Genomic DNA, 17,788 nt, shown 5'->3' with positions numbered 1-17,788 from the left:
AAACTTCGATTTTCACAGAGTCGTCATGCCAACCCGAGATCTCGAAATACTCCATTAAAACTTCGGGGAAGATGACTCGTAGTAACTTATGTAGGTTGCGATTGGAAGGCATTGGGCAGATAATTTTAATTTGAACGCAAAGATAGTTCACTTGCGCGTATTAACATAACATATCCACAGGGTTTTCGGACTGACCCCTTTAAAGCAAAGATACAAAAGTATGGAAGAAATAAGCAGTCAAGATATACGTTGGAAACAACGTTTTCAGAATTACGAGAAGGTATTCAAACGTTTATCTCGTGCTATAGAAGTTGTGAAAGCTACCCCCGATGATGATTTGTTGCAATCCGGGCTTGTTCAGACTTATGAGTACACATTTGAGCTGGCATGGAAAACATTGAAGGATTATCTCACATTAGAGGGTTTTGAAGTGCGTTCTCCTCGTGAAACGATTCGTCAAGGCTTTCAGAGTGGATATATCATGAATGGCGAAGATTGGTTGCAGGCATTGGCCGACCGTAATCTGACTACCCATATTTATGATGATGAAATCATTATTCGGGTGCTGAGTGATATCTTTGAACGCTATTTTTTCTGCTTCAAGACTTTTATATTTCTTTTAAAGAAAAAGCCGATGAGTAAGATCCTGTGGCAACAATACGGATTGAGTGAAATAAACGGGAAGCGAATCATTGATGTTCTTTCTCGTTTTTCAGAGGTGCAAGAAGCTGTTTTGTTCGGTTCTCGCGCCAAGGGTAATTATAGTCGGGGATCAGATATTGACATTGCTGTAAAAGGAACCATTTCAAAAGATGGGCTGTCGGCATTACTTGTTGCTTTCGATGAAGCAGTTCTGCCTTATTTTGTAGATATAGTGGTTTATGGACATATCAAAAATTTGGCATTGAAAGAGCATATTGATAGAATTGGAGTTTGCATTTATTCAGTGCTATGAAAATGAAATCAGACGATATGTATGTCGCATGAGAGCCTGCACATTTTTATGTTCCATTACGAAAAATGGGACATTTTCTTTTTTTAAGAAATAGTGATTATTTCAGTCATTCTTTGTATATTTGTGGCATTATCTACATAAAATTTTAATTTTGGAACAGGTACTGCTTATACTCGATTGGATTTTATACGTATTGTTTGCAATAAACGTATTGTATTTATTGGTTTATAGTTTGGCATCGCTCCAGCGTAAACCTGATAAACCGGTACCGGCGAAAGAATATAAACGATTTGCTTTATTAATAGCGGCATATAGGGAAGATGCGGTTATTATGGATACGGTGCAAGCTTGTCTGATGCAAAATTATCCAAGTGATAAGTATGATGTGGTTGTAATTTCAGATCATATGCAGTCTTCAACGAATGAAAAATTGCGTGCATTGCCTATTAAGTTACTTCAAGTGGATTTTGAAAAAAGCACGAATACTAAATCTCTGAAAACTGCTCTTGAATATCTAGGGGAGAATTCATATGATGTCGCTTTGATTATCGATGCAGACAATATTATTAACTCTTCGTATCTTTCTGAGGTAAATAATGCGTTTGCAGATCCGAAAGTGCAAGTTGTGCAGACTCATCGTGTAGCAAAGAATTTGAATACGGATATGGCTTATTTGGATGCCATTAGTGAGGAAATAAATAATTCAATATTCCGTTTGGGGCATGTCAATTTAGGAATGTCGGCAGCTCTGATAGGTTCCGGTATGGCTTTTGAGTATTCTTTATTCTATAAAGCGATGATGAGTAACACTTCAGTCGGAGGCTTCGACAGAGTTCTGGAAATGAAATTGCTTTATCATCGTATTTTCTTTCATTACTTGCCAGATACCTATGTGTTGGATGAAAAAATACAGAAGACTAAGAATTTCTATCAACAGAGAAGGCGTTGGCTGTCTGCGCAATATTATAGCTTCGGTGAGTTTGTTCATCATTTGCTTCCAGCTGTCCGTGAACGAAAATGGGATTTTTGTGATAAGTTATTTCAGCAAGCTTCGTTCTCACGGGTCTTATTGTTGGGTTTTATTTTTATATTTTCCGTATGCCTTACAATATGGTTTCCTGCATTGGCTTATAAATGGTGGGGAATATTGGGACTGTTACTGATAGCATTGGCTATTGCGATTCCTCGTCGTTTTTGGAAGTGGCGTTTGGTTAAGGCAGTATGTTTTGTTCCTTATTCATTTCTTCTGATGTTTTTTAATTTATTCCGGTTAAAAGAGGCGAATAAGAGGTTTATTCATACAACGCATGGAGTGGAAGAAAAAGAGGACATACTAACGTTGAAATAATTTAATTTATGAATATGCCTGTGATATCTATTATAGTTCCAGTTTATAATGTTGAAAAATATATACATCAATGTATCGATAGTATATTGTTGCAAACATTTACGGATTTTGAGGTATTATTGGTAGATGATGGAGCTTCGGATCATTCTGGGAGTATTTGTGATGAATATGCCCATAGAGATTCTCGGATAAGGGTATTCCATCAGGAGAATGCAGGTGTTAGTGTAGCACGTAATAAGGGACTGTGTGAAGCTATTGGAGAGTATGTAACTTTTGTAGATTCAGATGATTGGATAAAACCTGATTACTTAAATGAACTTTATAAATGCCTATTAGAGAGAAATAGGGGCAAGGGTTTGATATTGGGGAGCTTTGAGTGGGTTTATCCAACCAGGATATTGCCTGTTTCAGTTGAGGATATGCTATTGTATCATGCTGATTTCTATCGTTTGATTACAGAATTTATATGTGGAAGAATGATGTATGTTTGGGGTAAACTTTTCAATAGAGAATTAATAATATCTAAAAAGATAGCGTTCATACCAGACGTTTCATGTTTTGAAGATATGTTATTTGTTCTGGATTATTGTTGCTATGCAGATTATATTTTAATAAAAAGCAATTATAATTATTGTTATCGTGTATCCTATTCGACTGATACGTTATCTTCCCGTATAAATTCCTATGAGTGTGAATTGTCAATATGTAGGGAGTTTCTGTTAAGATTAAAATTGTATCAAGACTACTATGCTATAGCAGACGCAGAGATGCAGAATGCATGGAAAACAATAACAGTCTTGTTTCACAAAGTCATATTAGCTATTTATTGTCATAAAAATCAATATTCATATAGTAAACGAATAAGGTATTTGCGTGAGTTGACATTGAACAATAGGAATGAAATTAAGAGAATGTTCTTACCCGCTTATTTAGCGGATAAAATAGCTAAATATCTTTTACTGTATTGCAGCAATGTTTGTTTTGATATATGGATGCGGTTTTTATATAAGATAAATTTCAGACGAATGTTTGGTCATAAAACTAATTGATATGACTGAAATTTCAATTATAGTTCCCGTTTATAAGGTAGAGAATTATCTTTCCCAGTGTATAAGTAGCATATTAGAACAGGCTTTTTCTGATTTTGAATTGTTGCTGATAGATGACAGTAGTCCGGATCGTTCCAGCGAGATTTGTGATGATTGGGCTGAAAGAGATATGCGGATTCGTGTTTTCCATCAAAAAAATGCAGGAGTGAGTGCTGTCCGTAACAGAGGGCTCCGTGAGGCTTGTGGAAGATATGTAGTTTTTGTTGATTCTGATGATTAGGTGCTTCCGAATTATTTAGAGCATCTTTATTCTTTTGAGGGAAAGGATTGGTGGTTCAGAGATATGTATATCATGAGGAAGAAGGAGAGGTGAAAGAAGAAAAATGTTTTCCAACAGACGGGAATTATCCTTTTGTTGATTATAAGATATTCTTTAAGGGAAAAGATGTCACTTTTCTGCTTTCTCCATAGACTAAAATCTACGATTTAGGATTAATTGGAGAACATGCGTTGTTTTTTGATGTACTGATTATGTTTATAGAAGAAGCCCCGATAGTTTATCAGCTAAAATAAACTTATTTCAATCGGAATATGTTCTCTTTAAAAAGCAATATGCATTTGTCAGTGAATTAGCTCATCAATTGGATATATTTCCTGAAGATATGGATATACTATTAAAATTTTCACTTCTATATTTTCAGAGGACGTTGGAAACTGACTATTTGTCATGTCATCATGTGTCTCGTTATGCGCGTGTTGCTCATATCAGGCAATTAATAACAGAAAATAGGACTTTTCTAAATCAGTATTATTTGTCAGATTATAAGCTGGATAAGTTGGGACGCTATTTATTACAAAAATCCCAGTTTGCAATATATGATTTTTGTTTTAGATTATTGCATTATTGGAGAAGCAGACAACATTTTTGCGGAGGTCTCTAACAGTCTTTAATTGATTTTCCTGTTTTTCCATTTTTTCAAATAGAAATAGACTCCTGTTGGCATATATGATGCCAAAACAACTCCTACGAGTGACATTTCCCAATAATATCTTTCTTTTATCACTATTTGTGAATTGGTGTATAGATACTTTTTTATCCATGAATAGTAGGGCTCACATTCTCTTCTTGAGTGTTTTGAAATGACAAATAAAACTCTGAAACAGGTTTTTATTGTTTGGCGTTTTGCCCAAAACTGTAAATCGGGATATTTATTTGCCACTTCATTCTCTATCAGTTGCATTCTATAACAAACATCGTCCAAGTATTTTTTTAAATTCTTTTTATAGAATGTACGACATGTAGAATTTTGGCGTTCTATATATAGATAAACAGGAGTATCTTCCATGACACTCTTTTTTGCTGCAAAATAGGCCAAACGATTAAATAGCCAATCTTCTTCACTACGCCCCTCTTCAAAACGGATATTCTCCTTGTTTAAAAACTCTTTACGATAGATTTTGGTCCAGACATAGATGTCTAGAATTTCCCTTGTCAGTAACTCTTTAACTCCTTGCCGATTATCATATTTGTATATTTTTCCGTTGTGCTTGTCATGCGATGTTTTTCCGCTTTCATCTTTTGTTATATATGAGCATGCTGAAATATCTGCATCATTATTTTTTGCATTTTTGTAGAGCGTTTCGCACATTTTAGGATATAGAAAATCATCATTATCCATAAATCCTATATATTCTCCTTGAGCAGCTTCAATACCTGTATTTCGGGCGGATGATTGTCCTGAATTTTTTTGATGAATGACTCTTATTCTTTTGTCTCTTCTTGATAGTTCGTCACAGAGGGCAGGTGAATTGTCGGTTGACCCATCGTTTACTAACAAGATTTCAATATTCTGTAGAGTCTGTTGGGTAATAGTCTCAACGGATTTTTGCAGGTATGATTCCGCTTGGTAAACCGGAACGATTATGCTTACTGAAATTTTTTCCATATTGTAGTAATTATTTGTTGATAAAAAAACTTTTCTTTTCTAAAAATCGTTTGGTAACTGCTTTTATACCGGGGGCAACAAAGTATAATAAGCTATATGATAGTCCGGAATAAGTAATAGTTATTATTCCGGCATATAAAGCCCAATGCATGAATGAGGCTTTTGGAGAGAAATATTTTGCTGATAGCAAATAATGACATAGGATTCCTACAACAATAAGTATTGATAAATACTTAATATAATTTATCCAGTAATGGGCAACTGAAGTCTTGAAACCACGACTATAGAGAAAATAGGGCTTCCAGATTCCGACAATAATGAGCATACTGCTAAGCCCGCCGAGCAGCACGCCCGAAAGCCCCCATAAGGAGCCACCTATCAATGCTACTATCAGATTTATGCACACTTCGGCGATGGCAGCCCATACGTCATTAAACAGCCCGTAGCCATAAAGAAACTGGTCTGTGGCACCACGTGTATAGCCGATAAAGGCATTGAATATGATTAGTGTCAGTATATAGTTCGGCAATACGTATTGCTCTCCCAACCATAAGCCGATAAAAGGGGTTGTGAGTTGGAACAATGCAAAAGAGATGATGCCAGCTATCAAAAAGCGGATGCTCAACAACTCCCAGAAGACATGTTGGATTTTCTTTTGATCTCCTTCGGCTATTAAGTTGCCGACCCCAGCGCCGGTGCTACCCAACAGGTTATTGACTAATTGGGCTATTTTGTCAATGATGAGAGTGTAATTGCCGTAAAAGGCAACGATTTTAAGGGATGTAAATGTATATATCAAAAAGGGAGCTGTCTGATACTGTACAAAACTGCTCAATTTATGTATGAACAGTTGCTTGGTGTACTTCATTACTTCCGGGTACTTCTTGAAGAGTGTCTTTCCCTGTTTTATTTCGGTTTTTAGCCAGGGATATACCTGATTGATTTTCCAGTTTAGGATGATGGAGTATGTGATTCCCAACAGCAACTCCAGGCTGATCCATAAGTAGTAGTTGCCAGTGTAGTACACTAATCCCATCTGCAGCAACGTTTTCAGTAATACGGCACTTTGATAATAAGCTGTCACTACATAATTTTTCTGGTCGGCTCCTAATAAAGTTTGCTTATAGTTTACGAAATAGCTTATCAGGGCTGAACTTATGTATGTAAAGAAAGCGAAGTAAATGATGCTGGAATTGAAGGGAGTGTCCGGGAAAATATAGGGAAGAAAGCAGGCTAATAGAATGCTGCTACCTAAAATGATGAACCCAATGCAACGATAGATGTAGCCGAAAACGGATATGATTTCACAGATTTTCTCTTTGTCTTGTTCGTATAAGGGCTTGTAGAGTACGTAGCCGATGGCGCTGCCAATGCCAAGTTCGGCGAGGTTTAAGAAGCCTAAGAGGTTGAGTAGAGTGCTGCTTAAACCTAAGAAATCAGCACCCAAAACATTCAAAAAGACTTTTCTGGAAAAGAATGAGAGAATAAGCCCTAAAAGATAAAAACACAGATTGACCTTGGCGTTGAGCAGAGATTTTTTGAGTCGGGATTCATTGGGCATAATCAAGTGGACTGAAGTTTGTAGGCAAAGATATAAAAAGAAAACATAAAAGGGAAGTATCATTCTTATTTTTATGTCATAAATGGAAAGAGAGGTGTCACCACCTCTCTTCCTTCACCTCAAAGCACGGACATTCCTTCGTCCATTCCATCGGCTCCACCTCTCCATTCCCGTTGACATCCGGACTCAAATCCCGATGCCCTACAACCCTTGCTTCCGGATAGTCCATCTTCAAAGCCCGTACCAGTACCCGTAGCGAATGCCGTTGCCATTCCGTCCGGGTATCCTTTGCCACTCCGTGGCAATCCAAACCGCCCTCATAACAAATTCCAATTGAATTTGCGTTGTGTCCACGCATGTGGGCACCGACCCTCTCGACCAAGCGGGTAGACTTGATATCACCGTTACGGCGAACGTAGAAATGATAGCCTATGCCATCAAAACCGCGAAGGCGGTGAGCGGTTTCCAAATCCTGTTCGGTAAAGGGGCGGTCCTCGCGCGTGGCGCTGCAATGGACCACAATTAAATCAATCCTTCTCATCAGGGATGCAGATTCATGGCATTGGCACTAAAAGCGCCGATTACGGCCGAAGCCACCGCGATGATTACTTTCAAAATCTTGTCCCAAGTCGTTTTTTTCATAAAGATTAAGAGATTAGTGATGAATGTTTAGTGATTAGCTATTAACAGGCTGCGCAATGACCGCGCAGCCTACCCCAGCGGATTCTCATCTACACCTCCGCCGCCACCTTCTCCGCTGCCGCCGGAAGAAGAACCGCCACCGGTGGACGGCTTGTCATCTTCCGTCACTAGTTCGAAGACGATGTTGTTCGGTCCTCCCTTGGTGGTGGCGATGCTGTCGTTTGCCAGTCGCAAGGTGTTGGCCACCTTGAAGCGGATATTGACACGTTCGATGTTCTTTACCGTACACTCTTTTGCCACTTCGGTGGCACGACATTTAAAAGTAGTGTGGAAAATCCCGAAACCATCCAGGCGTACACTGTTACCGTCGGTCAGGGTCTGGCGCATCTGGCGGACGATGGCCTTTCCCACGTGTTCCACATCTTCGGCCGACATTCCGCCCAGTGCCTCGATGTCTTGTGCAATACGTGCAAGGTTGAAGATTTTGGCGTCTTTCGGCTTGCGTTTCAGGGTGAAAACCATCGGGGAAGCTGCGTCTCCGATTTTCTTGTGGCGCTGTGAGCGCATTACTAAAGCTGTTGACATAACTTTGTAAAATTTTAGGTTTGATGAATAATAAGTTGTTTTTATCTCTCTGGAGCGAAGAGATGAGATAATTTCTTCTTCCGCTCCGGTGAAACAAAGATACGACAGGCGAACGGCGCGGTGAGAGGTTCCGTGAGGTTTCGTGAGGTTACGTGAGGATAAATGAGGTTATGTGAGGTTCGCGAAGAATAATTGTAGGATTACTTAATCTTCCACCCGTCAATGCTTCTTTTTTCCAGTGAGAAGTCCACCCCGATGCGATCAATGAAGTTCGATACGAAATAGGCTGTTTCATTGTCCTTCACCGGCACATAGTATCCCAAGGAGTATTTTGTGACTATTATACACACCCTAAGGCTCCCCGAAAACATCGACTATCGCTTGCACCTGTGCGGGAGTGTAGTTCCTGCCCGTTCGGCTCATCCCCATTTCTAGCAGGCGCTGTTCCAGTCCGGGCGCTTTGCGTATCCAGGTGTTGAAACGGTTGACCGCTGCCTGTTGGCTCACTCCGTGGATATAGCACATGGCCAGTTCGCCTTTCCCGTAACTGCGTATCAGGAAGCAGACTTCTAAGATGGAATCATCAGTTTTCTTCATGCTCGAATTTAAATGAATTGTTGTTTTTTTATTAAGTTAATTGTTCCTACAAATGTACTTAATTTTAATCGAATAAGCAACCTTCTTCCGCAATATTTTTCAACCAATTTTCATTGTCATGTACCGTGTTCGTCGGTCCCAGTCTATCGCCGTCAGAGCGGTGCACGATGCCTTCTTCACAGGGCCAGTAACGCCCGTTGATGCGGTTGTAGACGAATTTGGCGCAGGTGTTGGCACTGCCCAGATGCTTGAACCTCACTTTGTCGATATAGACGGTGACGATTTCTTTCGCATCATTTCGGTCCACGGTAATACAGAAGTCGGCCATGTTACCGAAGTTGGCGGAACCGTTGATGTCATTCATCTCCACCCGCCGCAGTTCACCGTTGAGAGGGTTGCGGTTTACCTTGCGTGGATGCGCCACAAGGATGACGAGGCACTTGTGCTGTAAGGCGAAGCGGCTCAACTTGTTCAGCAGCGAAGTGATGTATTGCAGTTCCGTTTGTCCCGCTTCCAACTGCTGGTCGATGCGGTTCAACGGGTCGATGACAAGGATGCGCACCCCGCGGCGGCGCACCAGTTGGCGGGCTTTCTCAAGAATGCAGTCCACGGTGTAGCTTCCTGCGTCCGGCAAGATGTGCGTCACGTTGGCCGTCAGCCAGGACACCACCCGGTTGTAGAGGGCATCCGTCATGCCCGGTCCGGGACGGAAGGCGTGTCCGGTCAGTTTTTCGGAGAGCTTGGCCAGATGGTAGTCCATAGGCATGTTTTCGGGGCTGAAGAAGCTGATTTTCCACTCATGGCGCAGGCAGAGGCGCAGGACAAGTTCGTCGATGAATTCCGATTTTCCCTCTCCGGGACGTCCCGTTGTCACCAGGAGGCGTCCGGTCTCAAAGGTACAGTTTTCATCCAGATTCTTCCAGCCCGTTTCTGCGCCTTTTTGCAGGCCGTTTTCGAAAAGCGTGCGGAGGGTGTCCTGGCGGTCTTCGGCGGTAAAGACACCTTCCAGCGGGATTTCTTCGGCCTGCGCCAAGGTGATGAGCAGGCTTTCGACGCCATATTTGACCAGATGCTCATTGGCGTCTTTACATTCGGGGCCGAAGTGCACCAGGCGGCAACGGTCGGCACCGAGACGCCGCACGAGTTCCTGACTCAGCGATTGTCCGGCATTATCCTCGTCGACGGCGATGTAGATGAGCTTCTTGGGTTCGAAGTGGGTCTCAACGAAGCGGTCCATCCAGTTAAGGTTGTTTTGCGCACCGGCGGGCACGGAGATGACATCTTTCCGGCCGGCGGTCATGAAGGCGGCGGCGTCGAATTCGCCTTCGGTGATGATACATTCCGGGCTGTCCAATATGGCATCGATGTTGTAGGGGATGAGCTCGGCGCCTTTCACCATCATGAAGTGCTTCCGGGCGCTTCGGTACTTGGTGTTGATGAGTATGCCTCTCTCGAAGTAATTGAAGCAGAGGCAGTTCTCCTCTTCATTGCTTTCGGGCAGTTTCACTCGCTCTTCGGTGATGTGCAGGTCGGCCAGCAAGTGCTGCGCCAGGCAGCGTTCCTGTGTCCAGTACCGTTCCAGTTTCTCGCTGAGATTCGTACGGGTAGGGTCGAAGACGGGGCGGCGGAAGTGGGAGGGGAGCTTGTTGGCGCGGTTGTATTGTTCTTTTCGCAACTGGCGTTCCCGCTCTTCGGCATCATCGGGCACGTAGAGTTTATAGCCGCAATGGTGGCAGTAGCAAACACCCTTTTCCAGATCGATGGAGAGGGATTTATTGCCTTTGTGCCCACGGGTGGCATTGCATTGGGGGCAGATAGTCTTGATTTTGCCGCTGGTGCGGCCACGGGTGTCAATGCCGTGTTGATGGAAATTTCTCATTTTTTCGTCAGGTTGTCTTTAAGTCGTTTTCTGGAATTGTTTTTTTGAACCGTTTTTGAATGCCACACTTCAGCGCCTGCAATGCCACATTTCATGGGGGCAAATGCCACACTTGGATGTGTGTGAGGTGTGGCATTCGGCTTGTTCAGATGTGGCATTTACCTTGCTGAGGTGTGGCGTTTGTCCCGCTCAAGTGTGGCATTCGGGGCACTCTGGCACAGCGTATTACGCTCCCCATGCCTGCGTGGTGTCGTTCCAGAAAGCCTTGGCATTCGGCCGTGGCGGGGCATTGTCGGGAATGAGGCAACCCAGGTAGGTGCGTCGGCCGTCAATGAGCAGCTCGTAGCGGTAAGGGTCGGGTGGGGCGGCGGACTGCTGCTTGGCGTCGAGTGCCAGGAGGGTTGCGTTCAGGGCTTGCGAGGTGCGCTGTCCGGGACTTGTGAAGTTTACGAAATATCGGCGTACATCGCTTTCGTTCAGCAGGTTGTGCCATTTGTCGTAGACTTCGATATGCTTCTTGAAGCAGTTCACAGCCGCCTTGATGTGCCGCATCAGCAGCTCTCCGTAGCCGCTATGCATACAGACAGCTTCCAGCCAGGGTGTCCTCACAGCCAGTCCGTCCACCACTTCCTGCCAGGGACGTATGGGGCGCAGCGGCGTTTCCGGTCGGCCGAAGTCATCGCAGACGGTGAGTGAAGGCTGACTTCCGGCGGAAGCGTCCCGATAGTTTGCCGGAGGATTGATATCGGCATCATCATCAGCAGCAGTTTCTTCTTCTTTTGCTGATGATGTTATTATATCTTTTATATTCTCTTTAAATACTTCACGGCTTATTTCTTTATCAGTGCTGGCTTTTAGCGCGTTAGCTTGATTTTTATCCGGATTTTCCGTTTTTTCCTCTGCTGTTTTTGGCTGTTTTTCGTCGTTTTTTGCATCAGCAACGGTATTTGCTCTATCATTTTTTGCCGTTTTTTTCTCCTTCTTTTTCGCCGGATTCAGTTCCTCGGGACTGAAAAATCCGTCTTCTTCGAGTATGAAAAGCTGGAAATTGCGGATGATTTTCTCTATGTAGGTAATCGACAACTTTTTGCCCGTGGAAGAGCGCAGATATTTCAGTTGTGCTCTAGCATCGGGTAGCATGGATAATTTTTCGATGATGATCCAGTAGGTTCCTATTCCTCTGGGGCCTTCTTCGTCGAACAGTTTTTGCATTCGAGGGTCGTGCATGGCCATGAGCTGGTGCTGTAGATAAAAGTTTCTTTTCATTTTGAGTTGTTTTTATTAGTTGATTGTTCGTGGGAAAAGGTTGCGCAAAGCGGAGTTGCTTGTTATGGCGACAGCGTTTTTTTCGTAGCGTTTTCTCTTAGCGTGTGCAAATATAATCATTGATAGTACTTTTAAAATGTGCGGTCTGTCCGTTTGTTCCGTTGTCAGAATGTTTGTGAAAGCGGTTTGGTGGGGTAAGACCGCACATCTTGAAAAAAGAGAGATTAACTATTATTTAACGTATGGCGGGGCTCTTGCGCTGAAGTGCGCATTGCGATTATTAGATACAAACATCTGTCTGTCAGTCTTGTCCGTCTTTTTTGTCCGGAGTGTGTCTGAAATGGTGGGTAAGCTTGCGGAGGTTTCCTAACATTCGTTCCAGGCGCGTGCTGATGTTGCTTTTGTCTTTAAGCAATTTCTCTATGCCTCGGGCAAAAAGTTCCAATACGATAAATTCCAGTTTCACATGTTCTGTCTCAGTTTGGACACTGAAAATTTCTACTTTATCTCCGTTGGAGATGGATAGTTTAAAATGATTTTTTCATAATTTTTGTATAAATGGAATAAATGGCAGCAAAGGTAGATATATAAGGATGAAAAGTCTGGTAATTTTTGAGATATAATGGGTGTTTATTGTTTTGATGAAATAAGTCCGTAAAAAGTTCCACGGATGACGGCTACTGCCAGTCGGAATTTGCCATGTAACAGATAAGCCACTGTTTTTTTAGGTGCAGCAATGAAAGTGATGTATAGGCAGGACAGGATTCTTTCACTTCCCGGTATATTCCGTCGGGCGTACAGGACACGGGCACGTGAAAGATAAAATTCTCTTAAAGGGGTTCCTTTCTTGGCAGTCATGCTTTCCTTATGGTAGACTACAGCTTCCGGTTCGTACCATAATTTATATCCGGCCCGGTGCAATTGTGCTGACCAGTCAAATTCTTCGTAAAACAGAAAATAAATTTCTGTCATTGGACCTACTCGTTGCAGGACATCGCGACGTACCATCATGGCGGCACCATGTAGGGAGGCGGTTTCACAGGCTATTCGATAGCGGGGTTGGTCTTTCTCATTAAAGCCTATGGCGGCATTGCGTAGCGTGATGCGTGAGAATGGGGTGAAACCGGCATATTGCAGTGTGTCGGGTGCATAGCTGTACTTCAGCATAGGGGATACCCCTCCGTTTTCCGGGGCTGCTTCGAGGCGGTGGACGAGTGTTTCCAGTATCGGGCCTTTGATAATTGTATCGTTGTTGAGGAAAAACAGGTAGTTGCCTTCAGCGACTCTTAATCCGGCATTGTTGCCTCCGGCAAATCCGGTGTTGGTGTTTTGCACGACTTTTATTTCGGGGTGGCGCGTCTTGATTTCGTCAGCTTCGGGATTCTGGGAGCCGTTGTCCACTACAATGATTTCATAGGGATATGTTTCGTACTTACGGAATGAGGTGATCATTTCGCAAGTGTCGGCAAGGCCGTTGTAGTTAACGGTGATGATGGAGACCATAGTTGTAATTATTTTCTTTTCAGCCAAAAGACTGCCCAATTTCTGAAAGTGACATATTTACTGAAAGACAAACGTCGGAAGCGGCAGGCTGTTTCTATTTTCTCAAGAAAGGTCATCCGGTGTCCTGCCCAGATTACGTCGTTTAGGGTTTGGATCAAGTATTTGTTGATGACAGATGTCCATTCAGGGTGCTGCTGTTGTAGATTCCGTATTTCAGTGCACACGGTAGTGTAACCTTCAATGTTTCGCATACTAAAACGCCGGGTCATGATGGAGCCGATTCGTATTCTTCTTTTAAAGAATGATTCCGGGATGTACCGGACGCGTTCTGCATACAGGTAAATTTGTATGGCGAATGGGTGATCTTCATGGATAATACCTGGAGAGAAGCGCTTAAAGAAGGTATTCAGAAAATTGCGGTTGACAAAACATATCCAAACCGGGGTTCTGAATAAATGATTATCCAGTTCATAATTCAGAAGTTCTGTTCCTTTCCATACGTTCTCGTTGATATATTTTTTCCTGTTATAATCAGGGATATTCTCATTTTCTTCAGAGTTTGTGATAGGTTCGGCATCAAAAAAGACAAAATCTAAATTGTCTTCTTCACAAGTGAGATAACATTTTTGCAAAGCTGTCCAATCTAAAATATCGTCACTATCCATGAAGTATATGTATTTGCCTGTTGCATATCTCATAGCTTGATTGCGTGCGACGGACAATCCTTGGTTTGGCTGCACGTGATATTGTATTCGGGAGTCGCGTGCCGCGAAATCCTCAATGATCCTCATGCTGTCATCCGTAGAACCATCATTGAGCAAAATGATTTCCAGTTCTTTTAATGTTTGGTCACATATACTGTTCAGAGTTTCACGCAAGTAATCAGCTGTATTATATACAGGTATTACAACGGAAACTTTGGGTTGATAGTTTGGCATATAAATATCATTTAGAGTTTAGTGATTGTATGATTTAAGCACGCATCTTCATATATCTTTTTCATCTGTTCTTCCCATGACAAATGATGAATTGAAGCTCTGATTTCACTTGGTAACATGGCTTGAGAGCGGCAGAAAGTAATCAACTGCGGAATGTTTATAGGACTTTCATCTGCCGGAAGTTTCAAGACGTAAGGCATCTGATCAAAGTCGTCATCTGTTTCAGAATATGCGAATGCGAAACCACGTGCCGCATATTCTCTGTTTTTCAGAGTTTTAATATTATATATGCCACTCCGATGACGCCCCAAACTGCCAATGGCAAAGTCTGCATGATTGAAAAGCTCGTTTAATTCTTCTCCATGTTTGGCCCCGTACAGGATGACGTAAGGTTTTAAACCGTACTTTTTGATGGGAGTCAGAATTTCATCTTGTTCACGTTTTCCACTCATATTGCCTACAAGATGAAAATATACTTTGTACTCCGGATTGTTATTGTAATATTCTCCTAAGCCTTTAATCAGACGGTCAAAACCATGCCAGAAGTGTATTTCGGCGACGCCTATCAAGTGAAGCTCGTTATTAATGTTCCTTATGCTGTTTCGTAAAGGAATATGGTTGAAGTCTATACCATTGGAGAGGCGAATTGTACGCTTCCCGAAGATTTCTGTGTCATTAGAGTATGTAATGATGGCATCTATGTATTTACAAAACGCATGTCGGAATAACTTGTCTGTATATAGCTCTATTTTTTCTTTAATGGAAAAGTACTCCTGGTCGTATGGATATGTCGGTATTTCTAAAAATATCTTCACTCCATGATTCTTTAATGCCTTTACAAAATGTATTGTAAAAGGGTTGGCATTGTGATAAGAACGGATATAGACAAATGGTATTTTTTCTTTGATAATATAGCGGATAATGGCATGGAATGATATTCGTTTCTTTAGTTTTGCAATCATCCCTTTTCCAAGGTCGACCAGCACTTCATCATTAATCATCCATTGTCTTCCGCCATTAGGCGTTACTTCGTAATAGCAGGTGCGGACATCCATCCCACATTTTTCAAGAGCTGATATTTGGTATCTTATTTTTTTACTGATGCCATTGTACTCTTGAAAACCATAAAAGACAAGAAAAAGAGCTTTCATACATATAGGACTTTTAAGGTTGTAGTGACTGGTATAGTTTTATCAATTTGTCGGCTGTCTCTCTCCATGAAAATAAGTTTGCTCGTGTCAGCCCATATTCCTTTTGCTTTTGATATAACTCGTTATCTGTTTCCAAACGCAATATGGCCTCTGATATTTCTTCTGCTTTATAGGGATCGACAGTTAACGCATCTGGTCCGGCTACTTCGGGCATGGCTGATGTATCACCGATAATAATCGGCGTTCCGCACGCCATTGCTTCAATTATGGGTATGCCGAAACTCTCACGGAGTGAGGGGTAAAGAAACACGAAGGCTGCATTATATAATGTTGCCAAATCTTTATTGGAAATATACCCAGGATAATACAAGTGTGACTTCACTTTTGTGATTCCCTCTTGTTGTAACAGATTATTGATGTATTCTTCTTTAAGATCGGCTATCAGCAAAGGACGTTTCACTGATGAACGTTCTAAATAAAGGCTATATGCTTTTAGTACACGCGCTGCATTCTTTTTGGGGTCAGTGTTCCCTAAAAAAAACAGAAATTCTTTTTGAGGAATATACTTCTGCACAATGTTCATGTCTATATCGGGTTGCTGATGGAAATGAGTACTGTACCCATTATAGATGTATGTGATTCGTTCGGATGGGATATTCAGAGCGTGGCGGATACGATCACATTCAAATTGTGATACTGTAATGATCTTCTTGCACATCTTTAGGATGTGGGGAACGACCAGGCGTCGATAATGCCAGCCCATTTCTTGATAAAGAGACGGGCTACGATGTTGTCGGGGTTCCAGATATATGATATCATGGAGCGTCAGAACGAGAGGAACCGAACAGTGCAAAGGGGCTGTATTCGAGGTACAATGCAATAAGTCCACTCCTAAACGCTTTACTGTTCTTGGGAGAGCTATTTGTTCCCAAAGCGGATAGGAGAGACTTTTTAGTTCAATGATAGAAAGATTGGGTGACTCTTCCAAACACCTATCTTCACCCGGGGCAACGATAACAAAGTAGTGGTTATCGTCGTTCCTTTTCTGTAACTCACGAATGGTTTCTAAAGCCACGAAATCCATTCCGTGCTTGTTAGGACGGAAAATGCGTTGAGCCTCAATAGCTATCTTCATTCCTTTTTGGGATTTTTTTTTTCTCTTTTAGTCTTCTTTTTCTTTGTCTTTTTGAATTGGAAAAAGCGCGTGATATGGCTGAATATGGATGCAAATATAAGCACCGGTAAAGCCCATAGCGAGTATTTGAAGCGTTTGGTTACTTCTCCGTCAGGCAACGCCATTAAAAATGTTATGGCAATTACCGCTAGAAGAGCATACCATTTGAAACTGAGTGACCAGTCTAACAGGGTGATGCCCACAGCGCACGCTGCAATTAGGGCGATAAGTAGGAAACGTGAAGGCATTAGCCATTGAAATAGCTTGAGAGCATAATCCCATTGTCCTCTCAGTAAAGTTATCGGTAACTTTTTTAAAGCGAAAATAGTACTGCTGTATTGCGAACGAAGCCAGCCGATGCGTTGTGCTTCATAGCCATCGGCACTTTCTTCTTTTCTACTGTAACACACTACTTCTTCCATGTATTCGGTAAAAATATTCTGCTTCAAGAGTGCGGTTTCCATCGCTTTACTTAAGTCGGACCCTTTCAACTTTGGTGCTATTTCATGGAACATTGGAAAGTCAAATGCCATGGCTGATCCGATTAAGGCTGATGAAAATCCCATACGGGTATGTGCTTTACGGAAGATATTATTGTTAATCTCTTCACTGGTGGCATTCAATACCGCAATATTGGTGGTCAGGTTCTCTGTCATACGATGGGCTTGAATAGCATCGCATCCGGAATAATATGCATTATTGAAAAGGGTAAGTGCGTTAGGCACTATCCGGTTATCCGAATTAAAGACAACGACCATGTCGTATTCTTCAGGGGAGTAGCGTTCCATGACTTGTTGGATGGCATATACTTTGGTACATTGCTCTTTGTCGGGAACGACGATGTTGACCGGCATCTGAAGCAAAGTGACAAGGTCCTCTTCGGGTAATTGGGTAGCTGCAACAGCTATATCACATTTTTCCCGTGGATATAGTTGTGTGTCTAAAAAATGATTTATAGACTGAATCACTTCTTTACCATTGCGCAACACTGTGAACAATACAAGAAAACGGTGCTGCACTTTAGCTGGTGGATAAGGATTCTTATATTTCCCGAGCGAGAAAAGCGCGCAAATGAAGAGATATAATACTGGGATACATAACACTAAGAACAAGATAGCATCAGCAATCTGCAAAGCATTGTTGTTCTCGTCCATCCACCAATCGGGATTTAATATGGAAAAAATATCATTCATA

The 17,788-nt window shown here is 42.1% G+C and carries 18 protein-coding genes and 1 pseudogene; 4 read left to right on the top strand and 15 right to left on the bottom strand.

Features of this window, described 5'->3' with window-relative positions; genetic code table 11:
* Positions 1-220 precede the first annotated feature (220 nt).
* The 4 genes and pseudogenes from BUC01_RS25860 to BUC01_RS12255 form a co-directional block, all read left to right on the top strand.
* Positions 221-955, top strand: a complete 735-nt coding sequence (locus BUC01_RS25860) for an HI0074 family nucleotidyltransferase substrate-binding subunit (RefSeq protein WP_081795823.1) — start codon at positions 221-223, stop codon at positions 953-955.
* Positions 956-1,106: 151 nt separating this feature from the next.
* Complete coding sequence (locus tag BUC01_RS12265) at positions 1,107-2,303, top strand: glycosyltransferase family 2 protein (RefSeq protein WP_025833239.1); 1,197 nt, start codon at positions 1,107-1,109, stop codon at positions 2,301-2,303.
* Between the two features lie 8 nt (positions 2,304-2,311).
* Positions 2,312-3,352, top strand: coding sequence for a glycosyltransferase family 2 protein (locus BUC01_RS12260; RefSeq protein WP_025833241.1), 1,041 nt, complete (start codon positions 2,312-2,314; stop codon positions 3,350-3,352).
* 1 nt (position 3,353) lies between these two features.
* Positions 3,354-3,629 (top strand): annotated as a pseudogene (locus BUC01_RS12255) (glycosyltransferase); the annotation flags it as partial.
* Positions 3,630-4,299: 670 nt separating this feature from the next.
* Here BUC01_RS12255 and BUC01_RS12250 read toward each other — a convergent pair.
* The 15 genes from BUC01_RS12250 to BUC01_RS12195 all read right to left on the bottom strand — a co-directional run bounded on the left by BUC01_RS12250 (position 4,300) and on the right by BUC01_RS12195 (position 17,787).
* Positions 4,300-5,298: a glycosyltransferase gene (locus BUC01_RS12250; RefSeq protein WP_025833244.1), complete on the bottom strand. Its 999-nt coding sequence runs from the start codon at positions 5,296-5,298 to the stop codon at positions 4,300-4,302.
* 10 nt (positions 5,299-5,308) lie between these two features.
* Positions 5,309-6,859 carry a lipopolysaccharide biosynthesis protein gene (locus BUC01_RS12245; RefSeq protein WP_025833245.1) on the bottom strand — a complete coding sequence of 517 codons (1,551 nt, stop codon included), beginning with the start codon at positions 6,857-6,859 and terminating at the stop codon, positions 5,309-5,311.
* A 97-nt stretch (positions 6,860-6,956) separates the two neighbouring features.
* Entirely contained in the window at positions 6,957-7,400 is a 444-nt protein-coding gene (locus tag BUC01_RS12240) for an N-acetylmuramoyl-L-alanine amidase (protein ID WP_025833246.1), read from the bottom strand.
* Positions 7,400-7,501 carry a smalltalk protein gene (locus BUC01_RS25495; protein ID WP_159106515.1) on the bottom strand — a complete coding sequence of 34 codons (102 nt, stop codon included), beginning with the start codon at positions 7,499-7,501 and terminating at the stop codon, positions 7,400-7,402. The genes BUC01_RS12240 and BUC01_RS25495 overlap by 1 nt, the downstream gene beginning before the upstream one ends.
* Positions 7,502-7,570: 69 nt before the next feature.
* Positions 7,571-8,086, bottom strand: a complete 516-nt coding sequence (locus BUC01_RS12235; RefSeq protein WP_025833248.1) for an HU family DNA-binding protein — start codon at positions 8,084-8,086, stop codon at positions 7,571-7,573.
* Between the two features lie 200 nt (positions 8,087-8,286).
* Complete coding sequence (locus tag BUC01_RS26085; protein WP_259321889.1) at positions 8,287-8,409, bottom strand: hypothetical protein; 123 nt, start codon at positions 8,407-8,409, stop codon at positions 8,287-8,289.
* 28 nt (positions 8,410-8,437) lie between these two features.
* Positions 8,438-8,683 (bottom strand): DUF4248 domain-containing protein, encoded by a 246-nt coding sequence (locus BUC01_RS12230; protein WP_025833250.1) that lies wholly within the window; start codon positions 8,681-8,683, stop codon positions 8,438-8,440.
* A gap of 64 nt (positions 8,684-8,747) precedes the next feature.
* Positions 8,748-10,562: a DnaB-like helicase C-terminal domain-containing protein gene (locus BUC01_RS12225; protein ID WP_025833253.1), complete on the bottom strand. Its 1,815-nt coding sequence runs from the start codon at positions 10,560-10,562 to the stop codon at positions 8,748-8,750.
* A 225-nt stretch (positions 10,563-10,787) separates the two neighbouring features.
* Positions 10,788-11,828 (bottom strand): DUF7833 domain-containing protein, encoded by a 1,041-nt coding sequence (locus BUC01_RS12220; protein WP_073313821.1) that lies wholly within the window; start codon positions 11,826-11,828, stop codon positions 10,788-10,790.
* 301 nt (positions 11,829-12,129) lie between these two features.
* Positions 12,130-12,294, bottom strand: a complete 165-nt coding sequence (locus BUC01_RS25490) for a hypothetical protein (RefSeq protein WP_159106516.1) — start codon at positions 12,292-12,294, stop codon at positions 12,130-12,132.
* A gap of 164 nt (positions 12,295-12,458) precedes the next feature.
* Positions 12,459-13,331, bottom strand: coding sequence for a glycosyltransferase family 2 protein (locus BUC01_RS12215; RefSeq protein WP_073313819.1), 873 nt, complete (start codon positions 13,329-13,331; stop codon positions 12,459-12,461).
* A gap of 8 nt (positions 13,332-13,339) precedes the next feature.
* A complete protein-coding gene (locus BUC01_RS12210; RefSeq protein WP_025833257.1) occupies positions 13,340-14,269 on the bottom strand; it encodes a glycosyltransferase in 930 nt (309 codons plus the stop codon).
* A gap of 11 nt (positions 14,270-14,280) precedes the next feature.
* Positions 14,281-15,420 (bottom strand): glycosyltransferase family protein, encoded by a 1,140-nt coding sequence (locus BUC01_RS12205; RefSeq protein WP_025833259.1) that lies wholly within the window; start codon positions 15,418-15,420, stop codon positions 14,281-14,283.
* Positions 15,421-15,433: 13 nt separating this feature from the next.
* Entirely contained in the window at positions 15,434-16,555 is a 1,122-nt protein-coding gene (locus tag BUC01_RS12200) for a glycosyltransferase family 4 protein (RefSeq protein ID WP_025833260.1), read from the bottom strand.
* Positions 16,552-17,787 carry a glycosyltransferase family 2 protein gene (locus BUC01_RS12195; RefSeq protein WP_034524497.1) on the bottom strand — a complete coding sequence of 412 codons (1,236 nt, stop codon included), beginning with the start codon at positions 17,785-17,787 and terminating at the stop codon, positions 16,552-16,554. The genes BUC01_RS12200 and BUC01_RS12195 overlap by 4 nt, the downstream gene beginning before the upstream one ends.
* Position 17,788: the final 1 nt, after the last annotated feature.

This window comes from Bacteroides stercorirosoris (genome assembly GCF_900142015.1).
GTDB classification, from domain to species: domain Bacteria; phylum Bacteroidota; class Bacteroidia; order Bacteroidales; family Bacteroidaceae; genus Bacteroides; species Bacteroides stercorirosoris.
Note: the sequence above shows the minus strand (reverse complement) of the source record. Positions and strands in the feature narration are given on the sequence as shown.